General features: G+C 72.9%; 19 protein-coding genes. 8 read left to right on the top strand and 11 right to left on the bottom strand.

Annotation, left to right across the window (positions count from 1 at the left end; translation table 11 throughout):
- The first annotated feature begins 77 nt into the window (after positions 1-77).
- Complete coding sequence (locus ACIQZN_RS12025) at positions 78-404, top strand: STAS domain-containing protein (RefSeq protein ID WP_403991166.1); 327 nt, start codon at positions 78-80, stop codon at positions 402-404.
- A gap of 55 nt (positions 405-459) precedes the next feature.
- On the opposite strand, the gene ACIQZN_RS12020 is transcribed toward ACIQZN_RS12025, so the two are convergent.
- The 3 genes from ACIQZN_RS12020 to ACIQZN_RS12010 all read right to left on the bottom strand — a co-directional run bounded on the left by ACIQZN_RS12020 (position 460) and on the right by ACIQZN_RS12010 (position 3413).
- Entirely contained in the window at positions 460-2358 is a 1899-nt protein-coding gene (locus ACIQZN_RS12020; protein WP_403991163.1) for a hypothetical protein, read from the bottom strand.
- Positions 2359-2474: 116 nt separating this feature from the next.
- A complete protein-coding gene (locus ACIQZN_RS12015; protein WP_403991161.1) occupies positions 2475-2828 on the bottom strand; it encodes a PRC-barrel domain-containing protein in 354 nt (117 codons plus the stop codon).
- A gap of 135 nt (positions 2829-2963) precedes the next feature.
- Entirely contained in the window at positions 2964-3413 is a 450-nt protein-coding gene (locus ACIQZN_RS12010) for an ATP-binding protein (RefSeq protein ID WP_403991159.1), read from the bottom strand.
- Between the two features lie 130 nt (positions 3414-3543).
- Here ACIQZN_RS12010 and ACIQZN_RS12005 point away from each other — a divergent pair, with 130 nt between their 5' ends.
- A complete protein-coding gene (locus ACIQZN_RS12005; protein ID WP_403991156.1) occupies positions 3544-5298 on the top strand; it encodes an NAD+ synthase in 1755 nt (584 codons plus the stop codon).
- A 92-nt stretch (positions 5299-5390) separates the two neighbouring features.
- Here the strand turns inward: ACIQZN_RS12005 and ACIQZN_RS12000 are convergent, their stop codons facing one another.
- The 4 genes from ACIQZN_RS12000 to ACIQZN_RS11985 form a co-directional block, all read right to left on the bottom strand.
- Entirely contained in the window at positions 5391-6638 is a 1248-nt protein-coding gene (locus tag ACIQZN_RS12000) for an MFS transporter (protein ID WP_403991153.1), read from the bottom strand.
- 230 nt (positions 6639-6868) lie between these two features.
- On the bottom strand, positions 6869-7897 hold the full coding sequence (locus ACIQZN_RS11995; RefSeq protein ID WP_403991151.1) for an endonuclease/exonuclease/phosphatase family protein: 1029 nt from the start codon (positions 7895-7897) through the stop codon (positions 6869-6871).
- A gap of 166 nt (positions 7898-8063) precedes the next feature.
- Entirely contained in the window at positions 8064-8726 is a 663-nt protein-coding gene (locus tag ACIQZN_RS11990) for a TetR/AcrR family transcriptional regulator (RefSeq protein ID WP_403991148.1), read from the bottom strand.
- A gap of 126 nt (positions 8727-8852) precedes the next feature.
- Positions 8853-10457 carry a DHA2 family efflux MFS transporter permease subunit gene (locus ACIQZN_RS11985; protein WP_403991146.1) on the bottom strand — a complete coding sequence of 535 codons (1605 nt, stop codon included), beginning with the start codon at positions 10455-10457 and terminating at the stop codon, positions 8853-8855.
- Between the two features lie 180 nt (positions 10458-10637).
- Between ACIQZN_RS11985 and panB the strand changes: the two genes are divergently transcribed.
- The 3 genes from panB (at position 10638) to ACIQZN_RS11970 (ending at position 13542) form a co-directional block, all read left to right on the top strand.
- On the top strand, positions 10638-11522 hold the full coding sequence (panB, locus tag ACIQZN_RS11980) for a 3-methyl-2-oxobutanoate hydroxymethyltransferase (RefSeq protein WP_403991143.1): 885 nt from the start codon (positions 10638-10640) through the stop codon (positions 11520-11522).
- A gap of 155 nt (positions 11523-11677) precedes the next feature.
- The gene (locus ACIQZN_RS11975) at positions 11678-12688 is read left to right on the top strand and encodes an ATP-binding cassette domain-containing protein (protein WP_403991140.1); all 1011 of its coding nucleotides are present in this window, start codon (positions 11678-11680) and stop codon (positions 12686-12688) included.
- Positions 12685-13542: an ABC transporter permease gene (locus ACIQZN_RS11970; protein ID WP_403991137.1), complete on the top strand. Its 858-nt coding sequence runs from the start codon at positions 12685-12687 to the stop codon at positions 13540-13542. The genes ACIQZN_RS11975 and ACIQZN_RS11970 overlap by 4 nt, the downstream gene beginning before the upstream one ends.
- Positions 13543-13544: 2 nt before the next feature.
- On the opposite strand, the gene ACIQZN_RS11965 is transcribed toward ACIQZN_RS11970, so the two are convergent.
- Together ACIQZN_RS11965 and ACIQZN_RS11960 are read right to left on the bottom strand one after the other, a co-directional pair.
- Positions 13545-16868, bottom strand: coding sequence for a BTAD domain-containing putative transcriptional regulator (locus ACIQZN_RS11965; protein ID WP_403991134.1), 3324 nt, complete (start codon positions 16866-16868; stop codon positions 13545-13547).
- Between the two features lie 130 nt (positions 16869-16998).
- Positions 16999-17373 carry a signal peptidase I gene (locus ACIQZN_RS11960; protein ID WP_403991131.1) on the bottom strand — a complete coding sequence of 125 codons (375 nt, stop codon included), beginning with the start codon at positions 17371-17373 and terminating at the stop codon, positions 16999-17001.
- A 57-nt stretch (positions 17374-17430) separates the two neighbouring features.
- Here ACIQZN_RS11960 and ACIQZN_RS11955 point away from each other — a divergent pair, with 57 nt between their 5' ends.
- Positions 17431-18219 carry a site-2 protease family protein gene (locus ACIQZN_RS11955; RefSeq protein WP_403991128.1) on the top strand — a complete coding sequence of 263 codons (789 nt, stop codon included), beginning with the start codon at positions 17431-17433 and terminating at the stop codon, positions 18217-18219.
- A 58-nt stretch (positions 18220-18277) separates the two neighbouring features.
- Positions 18278-18862 (top strand): GNAT family N-acetyltransferase, encoded by a 585-nt coding sequence (locus ACIQZN_RS11950; RefSeq protein ID WP_403991125.1) that lies wholly within the window; start codon positions 18278-18280, stop codon positions 18860-18862.
- Between the two features lie 15 nt (positions 18863-18877).
- On the opposite strand, the gene ACIQZN_RS11945 is transcribed toward ACIQZN_RS11950, so the two are convergent.
- Positions 18878-19060, bottom strand: a complete 183-nt coding sequence (locus ACIQZN_RS11945; RefSeq protein ID WP_403991123.1) for a hypothetical protein — start codon at positions 19058-19060, stop codon at positions 18878-18880.
- A 73-nt stretch (positions 19061-19133) separates the two neighbouring features.
- A complete protein-coding gene (gene npdG / locus ACIQZN_RS11940) occupies positions 19134-19844 on the bottom strand; it encodes an NADPH-dependent F420 reductase (protein ID WP_403991120.1) in 711 nt (236 codons plus the stop codon).
- A gap of 119 nt (positions 19845-19963) precedes the next feature.
- Here npdG and ACIQZN_RS11935 point away from each other — a divergent pair, with 119 nt between their 5' ends.
- Positions 19964-20569 carry a hypothetical protein gene (locus tag ACIQZN_RS11935; RefSeq protein ID WP_366437754.1) on the top strand — a complete coding sequence of 202 codons (606 nt, stop codon included), beginning with the start codon at positions 19964-19966 and terminating at the stop codon, positions 20567-20569.
- Positions 20570-20669: the final 100 nt, after the last annotated feature.

Below are 20669 nucleotides of genomic sequence, written 5' to 3'. Positions count from 1 at the left end.
CGGTCCGGGCCGCCCGGGAGGAGGCACGTGAGGGGGTCGATCCGCCAGGAGCGCGGGCAAGCTGCGAAGATCTGCCCATGACGCCCCAAGACGCCCTCGATGCGCCCTCCTCCGTGCCGGTCATCGCCCCGCACGGGGACGTGGACATCGAAGCGCTGCCCGCACTCCAGGAGCGGGCCGATTCCGCGCTCGCCGAGCACGGCGCGCTCATCCTCGACGCCGCCGGCATCTCCTTCGCGGACTCCTCCTTCCTCCGCCTCGTGTTCACCCTGCACGACCGGGGCGACCTGAGGATCGCCGCCCCCTCGCCGACGGTCCGGCGCCTCCTCCAAGTGGTCGGTGCCGACACCTTCCTCAACCTGTACGCCACCGTCGAGGCGGCCCGGTCCGGCCCGGCCGCCTGACACCCTCCAGGACGCCCCCGACCGGAGCCCGCACGGTCACACCGCCTGATGGCCCTCAGCCCGTCCCCGGCGGCCTGAGCACCTGGCCCGTGCGCGTGCGGGCCTCCACGGCGGTGCTCGTGGGGTTCCGCACGGCGAGGGTGGTTCCGGCAGCGGTCTCCCCCGCCGCGGTGAGCCGTGTGACGCCTCGCGATCCGGCGGCGAGCAGGTAGCGGTTCCCGTCCTTGTCGCGGTAGATCACCGAGGCCACCACATGCTGTCCGAAGCGGGAGCAGGCCGCGGTGTCGCGCTCGGCCCCCGCGCGGAGCAGCCGCCGGCCGGTATCGAGCCGCATCCCGACGACGACCTGGCCCGGGCCCTGCCAGGTGTCGGCCCGCACGCAGCTCCACGTACCGTCGCCGCCACCGGGCAGTCGCTGGCCGGCGAAGTCCCAGCTGTTCACGGCGCGCACTCCGGCGTCCAGTCCCGGCAGTGTGCAGGAGGTCCCGGACCACGCCAGCAGGGCGTCGCGTCCGGTGGCTTCGACCGGGCGGGCGGCGGCGCGGGTCTTCTTCCCGCTCCCCGGCAGGGGCTGGTAGGTGAGGTGCGCGGGGGCCATCCCGCCCAGGTCGGTGAGCAGGAAGCGGTGGTTCTCCACGATCCTGGACGACGAGCGGAGCTGCAGGGCGGGCCAGGCACCGCAGCCCTCGTCCGGGGGAAGGGGGACGGCCGGGGTCACTCCCCCTTCGGTCCGCAGCGGCTCGGGGAAGCGGTCGGGTGCGCGCAGATCGCGGAGGCCGGACTCGGAGATCCACGGGGCGAGCAGATACCGCGCCGAGGACGGCCCGCGTACGAGGACGAGCGCCGAGGCGTCGGTGACGCCGGAGCCGTCCGCGCGGGCGATGTCCAGTGCCGCTGCCCCGGTGCCGCTCCGTACGGGCTCGGTGTAGCGGACGGTGCGCCTGCCGTCGTAGAACAGGACGATCCTGCGGCCCTCCAGCTCCCCTGCGTAGAGCAACCGGGGCGAGCGGGCCGGTCCTTCGTCCGTCGCGCCCGGAGCGACCGAGCGCCGCACGGACGGGGCGGGGTGGCTCCACACCCGCAGGGCCCGGGAGAGCAGCCCCTCGTCGCCGGCCAGGCTTCCCCGGGCGGGCCAGGCCGTGAGGTCGACGCGGGAGGTGTCCGCCCAGCTCTCCGGGTCGGTACGGACCAGGTGCCGGGGGTCGAGCGCGGCGGAGGCGGCCCGGGGCCCGGCCGCCGGGTCTGCGGGGGCGGTGGTGGCGGGGCGCATCAGCTGCGCCGTCAGCGCGACGCATCCGGCGAGTGCCGCGAGGCCGCACGCGGCTGCCGTCAGGCGGTGGTTGCGGCGCCGGCGCAGGAGATCGTCCGGGGTCGTCTGCACCACGCAGGGGTCGAACTCGGTCGAGGTGAGCGCGCGTTCTCCGTCGGCGCCGAGCCGTTCGCGGAGGGCGTGTGCGCTCCGGACGGCCTCCGGGTCGTCGGTCACCCGGGCGACCTCGGCGTCGGGCAGCCCCTCCAGGACGAACAGGGCGTAGGCCGCCCGCGCGGGCGGGGTCATCGCCGACAGGCTGCGGTCCAGTTCGAGTTCGGCCACCCCGCCGGCGCGCGGGAAGAGGCGGAGACCGACGACGGCCGGTACGCCGCGCAGCGTGCCGGCGGAGAGTGCCGCGCGGACGATACGGGTGCGCAGCCAGGCGTAGACGTCCGCCTCGGGGTCCACGCGGACGGTGCGGGCCAGGCGCGGCAGCGCTCGTTGCACGATGCGGTGCGCGTCCAGGACACGGCGGTGGCGGCCCCGGTCACCCGGGAGGGTGAGGTAGGCGAGCCGGACCAGACGCGGATAGTGCTCGATGAGCACCGCTTCGACCCGGTCGAGTGCTATGCGGTCCGCCGACGGCGTCGGTCCCCGTCGGTCGGCGGCACGCGGCAGGACCGGCTCATCTCGCTCGCTCATACCTCACAGAACGAGCCCGTCCGCCGACGGACACGCCCAGCGAACGGGTGAGCGCCCCACGCGCGAAGGGCCCCAGGATCTTCTCCTGGGGCCCTTCCACCGCGCTGCGGCACCGGTCACGGGCGCCGGTGGCTCCGGTAGTAGCCGCTGATCTGCTCGTGGTACCCGGCGTCGCCGATGTGCTTGTCCTTGTCGAACTCCGGGGAGTCCTTGATCTGGTCCTTGGTGAGGTCGACGAAGATCTTCCGCGCCTCGGCGTCGACGCCGCTCACCGTTCCGGCGGGCAGCAGGACGTGCTTGCCGAAGATCCACACCCCGGTGTCGACGACCAGGTAGGCGGAGCCCACTTCGTCCGAGTGCTTGTCGACCTTGCCGATGCTGCCGTCCGTCGCCTCGACCTTGTATCCGGTCAGGTCGGCACCGGCGATGTAACCGGAAGTCGGCTCGTAACCCCACATGTTGTCACTCACGAAAAACCCTCCCAATAAAATTTCCGTCATTCTCTCTCGGCCCACCGCGTGCCCGGCGATTCGGCCCTCACACATCTCCGTCCGGGAAATTCAGGAATTCCTTCCCGCCGGACGGGAGAAAGTCCGGGCCGGCGATCAGGCCATGGTGACCAGAGCCGTGATGGACTTGCCGCGGGGGCCCACGTCGATCGCCACCCGCTCGGCGAGCCGGCACACCAGGGTCCAGCCGTAGCCGCCGCCCACCCAGCGGGCGGCGCCGCCCGCTTCGACGACGGGCAGGTCGGGGCTCGCGTCGGACACGGTGATCCGGAGGCCGTCACCGGTGAGTTCGGCCGCGAACCCGGTGACGCCCCCTGCGTGCACCACGGCATTGGTCACCAGTTCCGATGTGACCAGCAGGGCGTCGGCGACGACGACATCGGCGGTCATTTCCGCACCGACCAGTGCACAGAATTGCGTCGTCAGCAATTCGGTGACCGCGTCGCGCGCCGCAGCGGCGCTTTCCGGGACAAGGGAGATCGCGAACCCGTCCGGCACGCCTTCCGGGCCTTCTCCGAATTCCGCGGCACTCAGGTCATCATGCATGGCTCCCCTCACGTGCCCGGTCGGCCGGCCTTCACACACCCTCGTACGGAGGGGCGGCCGTCCGGCCCGGGCGGGTGCCGCTGGGCGACCCGGCAGGACATCGCGTCAGTCAGACGATTAGAGTGGGGGCGTGCCTCAACTACGCCTCGCACTGAATCAGATCGACTCGACCGTCGGCGACCTCGCCGGCAACGCCGAGGCGATCGTCCACTGGACCCGGCACTCCGCCGAACAGGGCGCCCACTTGGTGGCGTTCCCCGAGATGGTGCTGACCGGCTACCCCGTCGAGGACCTGGCCCTGCGGTCGTCCTTCGTCGAGGCGTCGCGTGCGGCGCTGCGCGCGCTCGCCGCCCGCCTCGACGCGGAGGGCTTCGGGGAGATCCCGGTCCTCGTCGGCTACCTCGACCGCTCGGAGTTCGCGGCGGAGCGCTACGGCCAGCCCGCCGGGTCCCCGCGCAACGCCGCCGCGGTGCTGCACCGCGGCGGGATCGCGCTGAACTTCGCCAAGCACCACCTGCCGAACTACGGCGTCTTCGACGAGTTCCGGTACTTCGTGCCGGGCGACTCGATGCCGGTCGTACGGGTGCACGGGGTCGACGTCGCCCTCGCGATCTGCGAGGACTTGTGGCAGGACGGCGGCCGCGTCCCGGCCGCGCGCGCCGCCGGGGCCGGGCTGCTGCTGTCGGTCAACGCCTCGCCGTACGAGCGGGACAAGGACGACACCCGGCTGGAACTGGTCCGCAAGCGCGCCCGTGAGGCCGGCTGCACGACCGCGTACCTCGCGATGATCGGCGGCCAGGACGAGCTGGTCTTCGACGGCGACTCGATCGTGGTCGACCGGGAGGGCGAGGTCATCGCCCGCGCGCCGCAGTTCGCCGAGGGCAGCGTGATCCTCGACCTGGAGCTGCCGGCCGCCCCGGCCGAGGCGCCGTCCGGCGTGGTCGCCGACGGGCTGCGGATCGACCACGTGGTCCTCTCCGAGGAGCCGTTGCCGCCGTACGAGGCGGACCTCGCGGGCGGTTACGCGGACCGGCTGGACGACGACGAGGAGCTGTACACGGCCCTCGTGGTCGGCCTGCGGGCCTACGCCGCGAAGAACGGCTTCACCAGCGTGCTCATCGGGCTGTCCGGCGGCATCGACTCGGCGCTCGTCGCCGCGATCGCCTGCGATGCGCTCGGTGCGCAGCAGGTGTACGGGGTCTCGATGCCGTCCAAGTACTCCTCGGACCACTCCAAGGGCGACGCGGCCGAGCTGGCGCGGCGCACCGGGCTCAACTTCCGGACCGTGCCGATCGAGCCGATGTTCGACGCGTACATGGGTTCGCTGGGGCTCACCGGGCTCGCCGAGGAGAACCTCCAGTCGCGGCTGCGCGGCACGATGCTGATGGCCATCTCCAACCAGGAGGGCCAGATCGTCCTGGCCCCGGGCAACAAGTCCGAGCTGGCGGTCGGGTACTCGACGCTGTACGGGGACTCCGTCGGGGCGTACGGGCCGATCAAGGACGTGTACAAGACGTCGGTGTTCCGGCTGGCGAAGTGGCGCAACCGGGCCGCCGAGGAGCGCGGGCAGACCCCGCCGATCCCGGAGGCGTCCATCACGAAGCCGCCGAGCGCGGAGCTGCGGCCGGGGCAGGTGGACACGGATTCCCTGCCGGACTACGACGTGCTCGACCGCATCCTTGAGCTGTACGTGGACCGGGACCAGGGGCTCGAAGCGATCGTGGCGGCCGGGTTCGACGGGGCGCTGGTCGCGAAGACGCTGCGGATGGTGGATACGGCGGAGTACAAGCGGCGGCAGTATCCGCCGGGGACGAAGATCTCGCCGAAGGGGTTCGGGAAGGACCGGCGGTTGCCGATCACGAATCGGTGGCGGGAAGCGGTGTGACGGCCGTCGGTTGACGGATGCGTGAGCCCGTCCGGGGCTGGGGCTTTGTCCTCAAGCGCCGGACGGGCTTGTTTGTGGCCGGGCTCTGCTGGTCAGGTGCAGTCCGTTGTGGTCGGCGTTTTGTCCTCAAGCGCCGGACGGGCTGGGGTTGGCGCGGCGTGGGCTCGTACGCGGCTCGCCACCACCTTCGACGTGCCGCGCTCGCGGTCCAGCGTGCCCGCCGTGGCCGCGATCGCCAGGCCCGCCAGGGCCAGGGCCGCGCCCACTACGGCGGGGGACGTCCAGCCCCAGCCTGCCGCGATCGCCGCGCCGCCGAGCCACGCGCCGCCCGCGTTGGCCAGGTTGAAGGCGGAGTGGTTGGAGGCGGAGGCCAGGGTGGGGGCGTCCTTCGCCTTGTTCATGACCAGCATCTGGAGCGGCGTGGTCGTCATGAAGCCCACCGCGCCCAGGAGCACCACCATCACCAGCGCCGCCCACTTGACGTGCGCCGCCAGCGGGAAGACCGCCAGGACCACGGCGAGGGCGCCCAGTGACCCGTACAGCGTCGGTCGCAGCGCCCGGTCCGTGAGGGGGCCGGCGGCCAGCGCGCCCAGGGTCATGCCGATGCCGAAGAGCGCGAGCACCGGCGTCACCGCGGATTCGCCGAAGCCCATGGCCTTCGTGGTCATCGCGGAGAGGTAGGAGTAGACCGCGAACACGCCGGCGAAGCCGAAGACGGCGGTGAGGAGGCCGAGCCAGACCTGCCGGTTGCCGAGCGCCCGCAGCTCGTGGCGCACGTTCTGCCGGGCCTCGACGGGGATCTGCGGGACGAGCCGGGCGAGGGCCGCCATCGCGCAGACGCCGATGGCCGCGACGACCAGGAAGGTGGCCCGCCAGCCGAGGTGCTGGCCGAGCAGGGTGGCGGCGGGTACGCCGACGATGTTGGCGACCGTCAGGCCGAGGAACATCGTCGCGACGGCCCGCGCCCGGCGCCCCTCGGGCACGAGCCGGGAGGCGACGACCGCCCCGACGCCGAAGAACGCGCCGTGCGGCAGACCGGCCAGGAGCCGGCCCGCGATCAGCCAGCCGAAGCCGGGGGCGAGCGCGGAGGCGAGGTTGCCGACGGTGAAGAGGGCCATCAGGAGCAGGAGCATCCGCTTGCGCGGGACGCGGGAGCCGAGGCCGGTGAGCAGCGGGGCGCCGATCACCACACCGATCGCGTACGCCGACACGAGGTAGCCGGCGGTGGGGACGGAGGTGCCGAGGTCGTCCGCGACGTCGGGCAGCAGGCCCATCATCACGAACTCGGTGGTGCCGATGCCGAAGGCGCTCACGGCCAGCGCGAGCAGGGCCAGGGGCATGAGGAGAGACCTTTCCGCTTCAGGGGCCCCCGCCGCAGTCCGGCGCGACCCGGTCGGGGCCTGCGGACACGCGGAGGGAGCGGGAGGGGACGTGGTCGTACGCACGCCCGCGCGGTCCGCCGGTCGGCGGGGCGCACGGCGGCGGACCGGCCTCGTCGCCGGCGACCTTGTTCCCGTACGGAACAAAGTCTCTCAGAGAAGCGGGTCGATCCGGTAAACGGCTCGTTGCGTCAGAGTTTGACGCGGGCGGCGATCGGGAGGTGGTCGCTGCCGGTGGCGGGAAGCGTCCAGGAGGACATCGGCTCGACGCCCTTGACCATGATCTGGTCGATCCGGGCCATCGGGAACTTCGCGGGCCAGCTGAACCCGAAGCCGTCGCCGGCCGCGCCCTGCGTGGAGCGCATCTGCGAGGTGACCGCCTTGAGCGCGCGGTCGTTCATCGTGCCGTTGAGGTCGCCGAGCAGGGCGACGCGGGCGAGCGTTTCGCGGGAGATGGCCTTGCCGAGGGCGTCGGCGCTCTGGTCGCGCTGGTTGGCGGTGAAGCCGGCATGGAGCTTGACCCGGACGGACGGCAGGTGCGCCACGTAGACCGCGAGGGGGCCCTCGGGCGTCGCGACGGTGGTCCGCATGGCGCGGACCCAGCCCATCTTGAGGTCCACCGGGCGGGTCTCGCTCAGCGGGTACTTGCTCCAGAGGCCCACGGTGCCCTGCACCGAGTGGTACCGGAAGCGGCCGGCGAGCGCCTTCTCGTACGCCGCCACCTTGCCGGCGGGCAGCTCCTGGAGGGCGACGACGTCCGCGCCGGAGCCCGCGACCTGGTCGGCGGTGGCGGCCGGGTCGGGGTTGTCGGCGTTGACGTTGTGCGTGGCGACGGTGAGGTCGCCGCCGGTGCCGGACTTGTCCGTGAACAGGCCGCCGAACACGTTGAGCCAGACCACGACCGGCAGCACCAGCGCCACCAGCGCGGTGCCCGAGCGGCGCACCAGGCCGAGCACGAGCAGCACCGGGAAGAACACGCCGATCCACGGCAGGAACGTCTCGGAGAGGCTGCCCAGATTGCCGATGGTGTTCGGGATCTGGGCGTGGAAGGCCATCACGAAGGTCAGCAGGAGCGAGCAGCAGGCCAGCACGATCCCGCGCCGCCAGGTGCCCCGGTCCCTCAGACGCCGGACGAATCTGTCGCGCAGGTCCCGGAAGCGGGAGCCGGAGCGCTGCGGTCCCACGCCGTTCCCGGTGTCCGCCCTGTACGCCTGCACCATCGCGCTGTCCTCACTGCCTTGCCGTACACATCGCCGCGCCCCCGACCCTAGGGGATGCGCGATGTCTTTCATGCCGCCCGTGGCGGTCGTACTGCCACGAGGACGTGGGAGGCGGCTCCGGCAGTTCCGGAGGAGCGGGGAAACACGGTGCTCTGTGACGTAACGATCACATCCGTCCGCGCCGGGGCGCGAGACCCTCCATCACCAGGGCGATGATGCGGTCGGCGAGATCCTCGGGCAGCGGCGCGTCGGGCCGGTGGATGGTGCGTACGAGCATGGGGCCCAGGAACAGGTCGTCCATCAGCTCCACGTCCGTGTCGTCCCGCAGCTCGCCCGCCTCGACGGCGCGCCGGACGGCGGCGACCATGGCGAGGCGGCGGGGGGCGATCACGGTGCACTGGTACTCGTGCCACAGCTTGGGGTGGCTCTTCATCTGCGCGAACACGTTGTGCAGCAGTACGGAGGAGCGCTGGGCGAGGCCGCGTTTGCGCATCGACTCCAGCAGGAGGCGCAGGTCGCCCAGGCCGCCGGTGCCGGAGACCTCGGGCTCCGGGGGCTCGATGGCGCGGAGCACGTCGACGAAGAGCTCCTCCTTGCCGGCCCAGCGCCGGTAGATCGTCGCCTTGCCGACCCCGGCGGTGCGGGCGATGCGCTCGATGGAGAGCGCGGCGAGGGGTTCACCGGCCTCCAGCAGCTCCACGACGGCGTCCAGGATGGCCGCCTCGGTCGCGGCGCTGCGCGGCCGTCCCCGGCGCGGCTCGGAGTCGTCCCCGGGTCCCGGGGGGCCGGGAACCTCGCCGGACCGCCCGCCCGGTGCCTGAGCCTGCACGTGAAACCACCTTTCGCCGCCCCCGATTCTCGCCGACGCGGAAGGGGGCAGGTCCCTACGGGTGAACCGGGCCGCGTGACACGGCCCGGTTCACCCGGACGGTTCAGCCGGACGCGGCCGGGACCGTCATCGTTCGGCGCCCGCCGGGGCGGGGCGCTCCTCCTCGCGTACGGCCTGGGGCGCGGCCGGCTCGCGGCCCGGCAGCCACAGGGCGACGACGAGGGTGCCGATGAGGGCGACGGCGGCCGAGCCGAGGGCCGTGACGTGCATGGCGCTCATGAAGGCGTCGTGCGCGGCGGTGACCAGCGGGGCGCCCTTGGGGCCCAGCTTCTCCGCGATGGCGAGGGTGGCCTCGATGGACTCCCCCGCCGCGTCCCGGGCCCCGGAGGGCAGGGAGCCGAGGTGGTTCTCGATGTCGCCCCGGTAGACGGTGGACAGCACCGAGCCGAGCACGGCGATCCCGAGCGCGCCGCCGACCTGGCGGAACGTGTTGTTGACGGCCGAGCCGGAGCCGGCCTTCTCGCGCGGCAGGGCCTGCATCACGGCGACGGTGACCGGCGGCATGACGTGGGCCATGCCGGTGCCCTGGACGAAGAAGACGACGCACATCAGCCAGACGGGCGTGTCCGCGTCGAAGAGCGCGAAGGCGGCCAGGCCGAGGGCGACGGCCAGCATGCCCGCCGTGCAGACGGCACGGGCGCCGAAGCGGGCGACGACGATCCGGGCGCGGGGCGCGAAGAGCATCTGGGCCACGGCCAGCGGCAGGATCAGCAGCCCGGACTGGAGGGCGCTCCAGCCGCGCACGCTCTGCATGTAGAAGGCGGAGAAGAAGGTGACGCCCATCAGCGCGAAGAAGACCAGGGCGATGGCGGCGACGGCGGCGGAGAACGCGGGCTTCTTGAAGTACGAGACGTCGATCGCCGGGCTGGCGCTGCGCTTCTCGTGGAGGACGAAGACCACGAGGACGGCGAGGCCGCCGAGGACCGGGAGGAGCACGGAGACGTCGGTGAAGTCGGCGAGCTCGCCGCCCCGGATGATGCCGTACACCAGCAGCACCAGGCCGATGATGGAGAGCACCACGCCGAGCGGGTCGAGCCGGCCGGGGCGCGGGTCCTTCGAGTCCGGCACCAGCAGGACCATAGCGACCAGGGCGATGATCACCACGGGGACGTTGACCAGGAAGATCGAGCCCCACCAGAAGTGTTCGAGGAGCAGGCCGCCGGTGATCGGGCCGATCGCGATGCCGAGGCCGACGCTGCCGGCCCAGATGCCGATCGCCTTGGGCTGCTCGTCGCGCTCGAAGACGTTCATCAGGACGGCGAGCGTGGCCGGCATGACGAAGGCGGCGCCGAAGCCCATCAGGGCGCGCCAGGTGATGAGCTGGCCCGGCGTGTCGGACATGGCGGCGAGGGCGGAGCCGATGCCGAAGAGGGTGATGCCGAAGAGCAGGACCTTCTTGCGGCCGAGGCGGTCGCCGAGCAGGCCGGCGGTGAAGAGCAGGCCGGCGAAGACGAGCGTGTAGGAGTTGATCGCCCACTCCAGCTCGCTCTGGGTGGCGCCGATGCCGGTGGGCGAAGGGGAGGCGATCGTCTTGACGGCGACGTTGAGGATCGAGTTGTCCAGCACCACGATGAGCAGGCTGAACATCAGGACCACGAGAATCGCCCAGCGGCGGCGGTGGACCGCCTCCGGTATCTGGGACACGGCGGGAGCGCCGGAGGGTGTGGACATGAGGAGCAGCCTAAACGCATTGCGATACGAGACCGTCTCGTATTGTAAAACCTTTACCGAGGACAGGCCCGTTGGCCCGGCCGGGCGGCCCACTTCCCGCGACCGGCTCCGGGATGCCACCATGGAAGAGATCCGGGGACGCCGTCAGGGCGCCTCGAGATGACGAAGGAGCCACCTGCCATGTCGCTTCAGGCTGCGCAGAACCAGTCCGCCACCCCCGCGGGTGCCCCCTCCGACAGCAGCAAGGCGCTGTACGGGGGCAAGAGCAACCGCCGGGTCACCGTCCACGACATCGCCGCGGCCACCGCGCGCGGCGAGAAGTGGCCCATGCTCACCGCCTACGACGCGATGACCGCGTCCGTCTTCGACGAGGCCGGCATCCCGGTCATGCTCGTCGGCGACTCCATGGGCAACTGCCACCTCGGCTACGAGACCACCGTGCCCGTCACGATGGACGAGATCGCCATCCTGTCCGCCGCCGTCGTCCGGGGCACCAAGCGCGCCCTGATCGTCGCGGACCTCCCCTTCGGCGCGTACCAGGAGAGCCCGGTCCAGGCCCTGCGCAACGCCACCCGGCTCATCAAGGAGTCCGGTGTCGGCGCGGTCAAGCTGGAGGGCGGCGAGCGCAGCCACGAGCAGATCAAGCTGCTGGTCGACGCCGGCATCCCGGTCATGGCCCACATCGGCCTGACCCCGCAGTCCGTGAACGCGATGGGCTACCGGGTCCAGGGCCGGGGCGAGGAGGCCGCCCAGCAGATGCTGCGCGACGCCAAGGCCGTACAGGACGCGGGCGCCTTCGCCGTCGTCCTGGAGCTCGTACCGGCCGAGCTGGCCGCCGAGGTCACCCGCATCCTGCACATCCCGACGATCGGGATCGGCGCGGGTCCGGACACCGACGCCCAGGTGCTGGTCTACACCGACATGGTCGGGCTGACCGGCGGCAAGGTGCCGCGCTTCACCAAGCAGTACGCCGACCTGCGCCAGATCCTCGGCGACGCCGCGAAGGCGTACGCGGAGGAGGTCGTGGGCGGCACGTTCCCGGCCCCGGAGCACACCTTCCACTGAGCCCGCGGGGGTGCGCCCTCCACGACCACCACCGGTAACGACGACAGCCCGCCGACTTCCCCCATCGGCGGGCTGTCGGCCGTTGTCGGCGGGGGCGGGCGGGCTGTCGGCCGGCTGTCGGCGGCCTGTCGGTGGCGACTGGTCTGATAGTCGGCATGACGCGAATCGACAAGAACCCCCAGCGCGGCGGGAACGCCGTAGAGGTGCGGGGACTGGTCAAGCACTACGGCGAGACCAAGGCCCTGGACGGCGTGGACCTCGATGTGCGCGAGGGCACCGTCCTCGGCGTGCTCGGCCCCAACGGCGCCGGCAAGACCACCCTCGTACGCTGCCTCTCCACGCTCATCACGCCCGACGCCGGGACCGCGGTCGTCGCCGGCTTCGACGTGGTGAAGCAGCCCCGCGCCCTGCGCCGCACCATTGGCCTCACCGGCCAGTACGCCTCGGTCGACGAGAAGCTCTCCGGCTGGGAGAACCTCTACATGATCGGGCGGCTGCTCGACCTGCCCCGCAAGAAGGCGCGGGCCCGGGCCGACGAGCTGCTGGAGCGCTTCTCGCTCACCGACGCGGCGAAGAAGGCCGCGATGGAGTACTCCGGCGGGATGCGCCGCCGGCTCGACCTGGCCGCCTCCATGATCGGCAGCCCGGCCGTCCTCTACCTGGACGAGCCGACGACGGGGCTCGACCCCCGTACCCGTAACGAGGTCTGGGACGAGGTGCAGCGCATGGTCGCGGAGGGGGCGACCGTGCTCCTCACCACCCAGTACATGGAAGAGGCCGAACAGCTGGCCAACGAGCTGACCGTCATCGACAAGGGCCGGATCATCGCCCGCGGCGGTGTGAACGAGCTCAAGGCCAAGGTCGGCGGCCGCACCCTCCAGATCCGCCCCTCGGACCCGGCCGAGCTGGCCCCGATGGCCCAGGCGCTGCGGGAGACCGGTCTCGACGGTGTCGCGGGCGCGCAGGCGGTCCCGGACGAGGGCCTGCTCTACGTACCGATCCTCAGCGACGAGCAGCTGACCGCCGTCATCGGGCTGCTCGGCACCCGGGGCTTCTCGCTGGCCCACGTCGCCACCGCGCTGCCCAGCCTGGACGAGGTGTTCCTCGCCATCACCGGCGACAAGGCCACCGTCACCGACACGACCCCCGAGGAGGTCGCGGCATGAGCACGACGACTCTGACGCCCACCCCCACCGACACGCCCGTCTCCGCACCGGCCGCCAAGCTCCACGACGAGGGCGGCATCGGCCTGCGGAACAACCTGCGCCACATCGGAGCCCTGGTCCGGCGCAACCTGCTCCAGATCAAGAAGGATCCGGAGTCGATGTTCGACGCGCTGCTGATGCCCGTCATCTTCGTGCTGCTGTTCGTGTACGTCTTCGGCGGCTCGGTCGGCGGCAGCATGGGCGGCGGCCGGCAGGAATACCTGAACTACCTGATCCCCGGTCTGATGGCGATGATGGGCATGAACATCGCCATGGCCGTCGGCAGCGGTGTCAACGACGACTTCCGCAAGGGGGTCATGGACCGCTTCCGTACGATGCCGATCGCACGCTCCTCGGTGCTCGTCGCCAAGATCGTGGTCGAGCTCGGCCGGATGATGGTCGCCACGCTCATCCTGCTGGGCATGGGCTTCGCCCTCGGCATGGAGCTCCACGGCTCGGTGCTCGGACTGATCGCTGCGATCGGCCTGTCGGCCGCGTTCGGCGCCGCGATCATGTGGATCTTCATTCTGCTCGGCCTGGCCATGAAGACGTCCCAGGCGGTTCAGGGAATGGGGATGCTGGTCATGATGCCGCTCCAGTTCGGCTCCTCGATCTTCGCCCCGCCGACGACGATGCCCGGCTGGCTCCAGACCTTCACCGACTACAACCCGCTGTCGAACCTGGCGGACGCGGCGCGCGGCCTCATGATGGGGACCTCGCTCGGCCACTCGGTCTGGCTGACGCTCGGCTGGGCCGTGGTCATCACGGCGGTCGTGGCCCCGCTCGCGGTGTCCAAGTTCCGCAAGAAGTCCTGACGTTACGAGCTCTGCTCGGGAACCGTGTCCACGAGGGCGGCGGCCTCCTCCAGGGAGAGGCCGCCGCCCTCGGCGTACGCGGCCTCGTAGGCGGCGTCCCCGAGCCTGCTGCGGACCAGCTCCTCGGCGGCGGCCAGGTTCTCGCGTTCCATCGCGTTCATGAAGTGGCCCTTGGGCAGATGCGCCCGGCCGGTGCCCAGCAGCCGCGCCGCGACGCCGGCCTCCTCCTCGCCGCCGAGCCCGCCGAGCGCCCAGGCCAGGATGACCAGATTGATCACCGCCATCTGCGGCGCGACCATCTGCGTCAGCGGGTCCCGTACGCCCTTCAGCGACTGCCGGCTCCGCTCCAGGGCCCGGGCGTACTCGCCGTCCTGGTTGTCCAGCCAGGCCAGGCCGCCGAGGACGAAGCCCTCGAACACCGCCATGGTCTCGGACGCGAACTCCTCCTGGAGGGCGGCGAACTGCTCGCGCGCCTCGTCGGTCCGGCCGCACCGGCCCAGCCACATCGCGAGGAAGAGCCGGGCCGCCGGCCTGGCCTCGTGCCCGGTCTGCCGCTCGTCGGCCAGCACCTCGCGCATGACCGCCTCGCCCTCCTCGCCCCGGCCGAGCTCGGTGAGCACGGAGGCGTGGCGGATGCGGAGCACGGCGACCTGGGACAGGGCGCCCAGCCTCTCGGCCGAGCGGATGGCGGCCTGGAAGTCCTCGGCCGCTCGCACGTAGTCGCCCTGCTTCTCGCTGGCCTCGCCGCGCGAGGAGAGCGCCTCGGCCATCCCCCAGTCGTCGCCGAGCCGGCTGAAGACCGCCAGGCTCTCGTCGGCGTCCCGATGGGCCTCACCGGCCCAGTCCGGGCGGTTGGCCAGCACGTTGGCCCGCATCTGGAGGGCGGCGGCCAGCTCCCACTCGTAACCGAACTCCCGCGCGCCGCGCACCGTTTCGTCCAGCAGGTGGCGCAGGTCCGAGACGCCGCCGGTGAGCATCACGGCGTAGAACCAGAGCGAGGCGGGGCTGCGGCAGGTCTGCGGCTGGCCGGCCCGGTAGGTGGCGACGATGGCGCGCAGCCGGGCCATGCTGGCCTCGTTCGTCCACTCGTCCATCGCGTGGTCCATGCTGACCAGCTGCACCAGGGTCACCTGCCGCCGCGCCTCCTCCAGCAGCTCCTGGCGCATGGGCGGGGGCGCGTCGGTGCAGCGGTCGTGGATGGACGGCGCGAGCTGTACGGGCTCCGCGAACGGGTCGGGGCCGAGGGACGCAGCCGCGTCGGCCCAGTGCAGGGCGTCGCCGCGCAGATTGCGGATCTGCCAGTACCAGGACAGGGACAGCACCATGCACAGCGCCTCCTGCTCGTCGCGGGCGGCGACGGCGTGGCGCAGGGCGATGCGCAGGTTCTCGTACTCGCGTTGCAGGAGGCGGACGGCGGCGAGCTGTCCGGAGCCGCGCAGCAGGGGGTCGGTCGTACGGGCCAGCTCGCGGTAGAACACGAGGTGCCGGTGCTCGACCGCGTCCCGCTCGCCCGACTCCTCCAGGCGCTCCGCCGCGTACTCGCCGACGGTCTCCAGGAGCCGGTAGCGCATCCTGCCGTCGTCCGCCGGGGCAGCGACCACGAGGGACTTGTCGACCAGGGAGCCGAGGAGGCGGGCGACATCGCCGGACCGGCCGGCCGTGTCGGCGCAGACGGCCTCGGCGGCCTCCAGGGTGCAGCCGCCGGCGAAGACGGAGAGGCGGCGCAGGGTGACGCGCTCGGCGTCGTCCAGCAGCTCCCAGGACCAGTCCACGACCGCGCGCAGGGTCTGCTGGCGGGGCAGCACGGTCCGGCTGCCGCTGGTCAGCAGGCGGAAGCGGTCGTCCAGCCGGTCCGCGATCTGCTGCGGCGTGAGCATCCGCAACCGGGCCGCGGCGAGCTCGATGGCGAGCGGCAGGCCGTCCAGGCGGCGGCAGATCTCGGCGGTGGCCGCCGCCGTCGCCTCGTCCGCGTCCACCCGGAAGCCGGGGCGGGCGGCCGCGCCGCGCTCGGCGAGCAGCCGCAGCGCGGTCGGGTCCGGCAGCGGGTCGACCGGCCGGACCGCCTCGCCCGGCACGCCGAGGGGTTCCCGGCTGGTCGCGAGGACGGTGAGCCGGGGGCAGTGGGCCAGCAGATGATCGGCGAGGGCGGCGGCGGCCTCGATAACGTGCTCGCAGTTGTCGAGGAGGAGCAGCATGCGGCGGCGGGAGCAGTACTCGGTGAGCCGGGCCAGCGACTCACCGGCCGCGCGCTCCTCGCCCGAGGCCCGCTCGGCGGCCCGGAGCTCTCCGGAACCGGCCCCGCTGAGCACGGTCTCCCGGGCCCCGAGCGCGGCGAGCACCGCCTCCGGCACGGCCTCCGGGTCGTCCACGGGGGCCAGCTCGGCGAGCCAGACGCCGTCCGGCCAGGTGGCGGTGTCGACGGTGTCCGCGACCTCCTGGGAGAGCCGGGTCTTGCCGGCGCCGCCGGGCCCGAGCAGGGTGACAAGCCGGCCCCGGGAGAGGTCGTCGCGCAGGGCCTCCATCTCGCGCTCCCGCCCGACGAAGCTGGTGAGCCGGGCGCGGAGGTTGCCCAGGGGGGCTGCGGGGGCCTGCGCGGGAGCCGGGGGCTCCTGCCGCAGCAGCTCGGCGTACAAAGTGGTCAGCTCGGGCCCGGGGTCGGTGCCGAGGCGGTCGGCGATGAGGGTGCGGACCTCGTCGTACGCGGCCAGGGCCTGGGCGGTGCGACCGGCGTCGCGCAGGGCGCGCAGGCGGAGCGCCTGGAGGGGTTCGTCCAGGGGGTGCTCCCCGCAGAGCGCGGTCAGCTCGGGCAGCACCTCGGCGGCCCGGCCGAGCGCCAGCCCCGCGGCGAGCCGGTCCCGGCGGGCGTCGAGCCGGCGGGCCGTCCAGCGCGCGGCGGCGGCGTGCCGGTCGGGGAGGTCGGCGAGCGCGGGGCCCCGCCAGAGGGCGAGGGCGTCGCTCAGGACGGCCGTGGCACGGGCCGGGTCGCCCGCCGCGAGGGCCCGCGCGCCTTCGCCGGCGAGCCGTTCGAAGCGGAAGAGGTCGACGGCCTCCGGCTCGGCGGCCAGCCGGTAACCGCTGTCCGCCGAGGCGACGGCCTCGTGCCCGATGGCCCGCCGCAGCCGCCCCACCAGCGCCTGGAGGGCGCCGGCCGCGTCGGCGGGCGGTTCGCCGTCCCACACCTCGTCCACGAGCACGGCGACCGGGACCGTGCGGCCGGGCCGCAGCGCAAGGACGGTGAGCAGCGCGCGCAGCCGCGCCCCGCCGACGGAGAGGGCCGTGCCGTCGTCGCGGAGTGCCTGGGTCGTACCGAGGATGCCGTAGCGCACGGGCCCATTCTCCGCGACCCGTCCCGGTGTCCGCACAGCCGCCCCGCCCCTGCTCGTCATGGGCCCACCCTTTCCGGTCCCGGGGCGGGAAGCGAACCGTTTCCGCCGTGTCGCCGTCAGCCCTCCGGCGTCACGGGGCCTTCGGCTCGACGGCGTAACCAGGTACGGACGGCCAGCGGACGGTGAGCACCACCGACTCCTCCTCGGCGATCCAGGAGTGGTCGACGCCGACGCCCCACACCACGTAGTCGCCCTGCTCCTCCAGGAGCACGCTGCGCCCGGGCAGCTCCACCCGGAACCGCCCGCTGATGAGCACGAGCAACGCGGTCCGGTGCTCCCCCCGCACCCACTGCGCCCGCTCGTCACCGACCGGGTGGACGCCCCACTTGATCTCGACGTCCTCGCTGTGCCGGGGATCCCCCGCGTCCTTGAAATGCCCGAGGATCCATCCCCGGTCGAGCGCGGCGTCCTTGCCGGCGTTGCCCACGTATACGTTGTCGTTCACGTGGGGGGACGCTAGCAGGGGCTTTCCAGCCCGACGGGGACGGCTACGCTCGGGCCCATGGCGAGCGCAGCGCAGCAGCGGATCAGTCCGGTCTTTCTCGGGATCGCCGCCGTGACGGCCGTGGCCGGGTGGGGGGTGTGGTCGGGGTTCGCCGAGCAGCCGGGGGTCGCGACGTTTCTGTTCGTGACCGGGGCGTGGGTCGTGTCGCTGTGTCTGCACGAGTACGCGCACGCGAGGACCGCGTTGCACAGCGGGGACATCTCGATCGGGGCCAAGGGCTATCTGACGCTGAACCCGCTGAAGTACACGCACGCGCTGCTGAGCATCGTGCTGCCGGTGCTGTTCGTGATCATGGGCGGGATCGGGCTGCCCGGTGGTGCGGTGTTCATCGAGCGGGGCCGGATTCGCGGCCGGTGGCGGCACAGTCTGATCTCGGCGGCCGGGCCGCTGACCAACGTCCTGTTCGCGGTGGTGTGCACCGCGCCGTTCTGGCTGGACGCCTTGGACGGGGTGCCGCCCGCCTTCCGGAACGCGCTGGCGTTCCTGGCCCTGCTCCAGGTGACGGCCGCCATCCTGAACTTCGTGCCCGTGCCGGGCCTTGACGGCTACGGGGTGATCGAGCCGTGGCTCTCGCACTCGGCCCGCCGCGCGGTCGAGCCGATCGCACCGTTCGGCCTGATCGCGGTCTTCGCCCTGCTGTGGGTCCCCGAGCTGAACCGGGCCTTCTTCGACGCGGTGTACGCGCTGCTGCGGGGCCTGGGGGTCCAGGGGTTCTGGACCGATTGCGGCCTGGACGCGTACCGGTTCTGGCAGGGGTCGAATGCGGTGTGCGCGGTGAGCGGGTGAGGCGGCCGGGCCTGCGGCGGCCTTGACGCGGGTGCTCGTCGGCGGGCGACCATGGGGCATGCATCGTGCTCCGTCCACGCCGCCCACCATCCTCCCCGGCTCGCTCGCCGGGTCGGCGCAACCGGTGATCCGCGCCGGCGACGGGCTGGTGCTCCGGCCCTGGGAACGCGCCGACGCGCCGATGTTCCTCGCCGCCTACGGGGACCGGGAGATCCGACGCTGGCACCCGCGCCGGCCCTCGACCGAGGAGCAGGTCCGCGAGTGGTTCGACGCCTACGCGCGGGACTGGCAGCGGGAGGACGGCGGTCACTGGGCCGTCACCGGGGACGACGGTGCGGTACGCGGGCGGATCGCGCTGCGCGGCATGCGGTTCGGCGACGGGACCGCCGAAGCCGCCTACTGGGTGATGCCCGCCGCACGCGGTGCCGGGGTGGCCTCCGGCGCGCTCGCGGCGCTCAGTGCCTGGGCCCTGGGCGAGGCCGGGTTCTGGCGCCTCGAACTGGACCACTCGACGCGGAATCACGCCTCCTGCGCGGTCGCCACGAAGTGCGGGTACGTCCTGGAAGGCGTCAAGCGCAGCGCGGGGCTGCACGACGACGGACGCCACGACATGCATCTGCACGCCTTGGTCCGGGACCGGTGAGCCCGCCGGACCGGGCTACTCCGCGGACGCGGCCTCCGCGCGGCGGCGGCGCAGGTAGTACCAGGCCATGTTCGAGGAGAGGCCGACCAGCAGGACCCAGACGACGCCGATGAGCACGCTGCCCTGGACGAAGGACGTCACGGCCGCGGCGAGGGCCAGGACGCAGACGACGAGGGCGTAGAGGGCGAGGCGGGGCATGGATGGCTCCTGTCGGGGGTGATGCGCGGTCCCGTCCAGTGTCCCCCATGCCCCGGGGCGGACCGGGCCCGGCTCAGACGTCCGTCGTGCGGAGTCCGGCGTGGGCCTTGTAGCGGCGGTTGACCGAGATCAGGTTGGCGACCAGCGACTCGACCTGGTGGGCGTTGCGCAGGCGGCCCGCGAAGATGCCGCGCATGCCGGCGATGCGGTCGGCCAGTGCCTGGACGATGTCCGTGTCGGCGCGGGCCTCGCCGAGCACCAGGACGTCGGTGTCGATCTCGTCGATCGTCTCGTCCTGGAGGAGGACCGCCGAGAGGTGGTGGAAGGCGGCCGTGACGCGGGAGTCCGGCAGCAGGGCGGCGGCCTGTTCGGCGGCGCTGCCCTCCTCCGGCTTCAGCGCGTAGGCGCCCTTCTTGTCGAAGCCGAGCGGGTTGACGCAGTCGACGACGATCTTCCCGGCCAGCTCCTCGCGCAGCGACTCCAGCGTCTTGGCGTGCCCGTCCCACGGCACCGCCACGATCACCACGTCGCTCTCCCGCGCGCACGTCGCGTTGTCCGTGCCCCGCACACCGTTGCCCAGCTCCTCGGCCGCCGCCTCCGCGCGGTCCGCCGCACGCGAGCCGATGATCACCTTCTGCCCCGCACGCGCGAAGCGGTACGCGAGGCCGCGGCCCTGCGGTCCGGTGCCGCCGAGCACGCCGACGGTCAGGCCGGACACGTCCGGCAGGTCCCAGGGGTCCTTGGCGGGGGGCTTGGGCGCGCTGCCGCTGTCATTCGTAGTCATGGCCCCGACACTACTGCCCGTACGGGGCGGAGCCCGTGGACCCGGGCCACCACCCGTAAGGATGGCGCTTGGGCCTTTCGCCGGTGCCCGGGCCCCCGCATGGTGCAGGATGCCGGGCCATGGATGCCGTACGAGTGGCGCTGCTGCGTGAAGTGCTCGCCAGGACCCAGTGGCCCGCCGCCGCCCGGCGGTTCGCCGGCGCGCTCCGCTCCTCCGTGGTCCCGCACGGCGGCGGGCTGCTGCTGGTGGGGACCGAGGAGTACGAGCCCTGGCACCTCGCCGCCCATCTGGTGGACGAGTCCACCTGGTCCGGGCTGCCCGAACTCCGCCCCACCCTGGTGCGCCACCGCGTGGAGCCCGGCGACCCGGCGCACCTCGCGGTCGGCCTCGGCCGGATCGAGGCGGCCGGGCGCGGCGAGACGCTGCTCGTGGTGACGCCGGACCGGCCCGGCGAGGGGCTGCTGGAGCGGGTGCACGACGCCCGGCGGGCCGGGGCGACGGTGCTCTCGCTGGACAACGGCGATCCGCAGGTGCGCGGGCTCGCCCATGAGGCGCTGTCCGTGACGGACGGCGACGACGTGGACCTGGACACCGTCCAGCACCTGGTCAGCGCCGCCGCCGGGGAGAACGGGGCGCCGGTGCCGCGCGGCGGGCGGCGGACGTTCCGCGACCGGCTGTCCCGGTTGGCCGACCAGCTGACGGCTCCCCCGCCGCCCCGCTGGTAGCGGCGCGCACGCGGGTCCGGGGCGCCGCCCGCGGCCGGGTGCGGCGCCCCCGCGTAATCCATTTGCATCCCCCACGTATCACGACAGACCATGTCTCCTC

The organism is Streptomyces sp. NPDC097595 (assembly GCF_044761525.1).
In the GTDB taxonomy this organism is placed as follows: domain Bacteria; phylum Actinomycetota; class Actinomycetes; order Streptomycetales; family Streptomycetaceae; genus Streptomyces; species Streptomyces drozdowiczii_A.
Note: the sequence above shows the minus strand (reverse complement) of the source record. Positions and strands in the feature narration are given on the sequence as shown.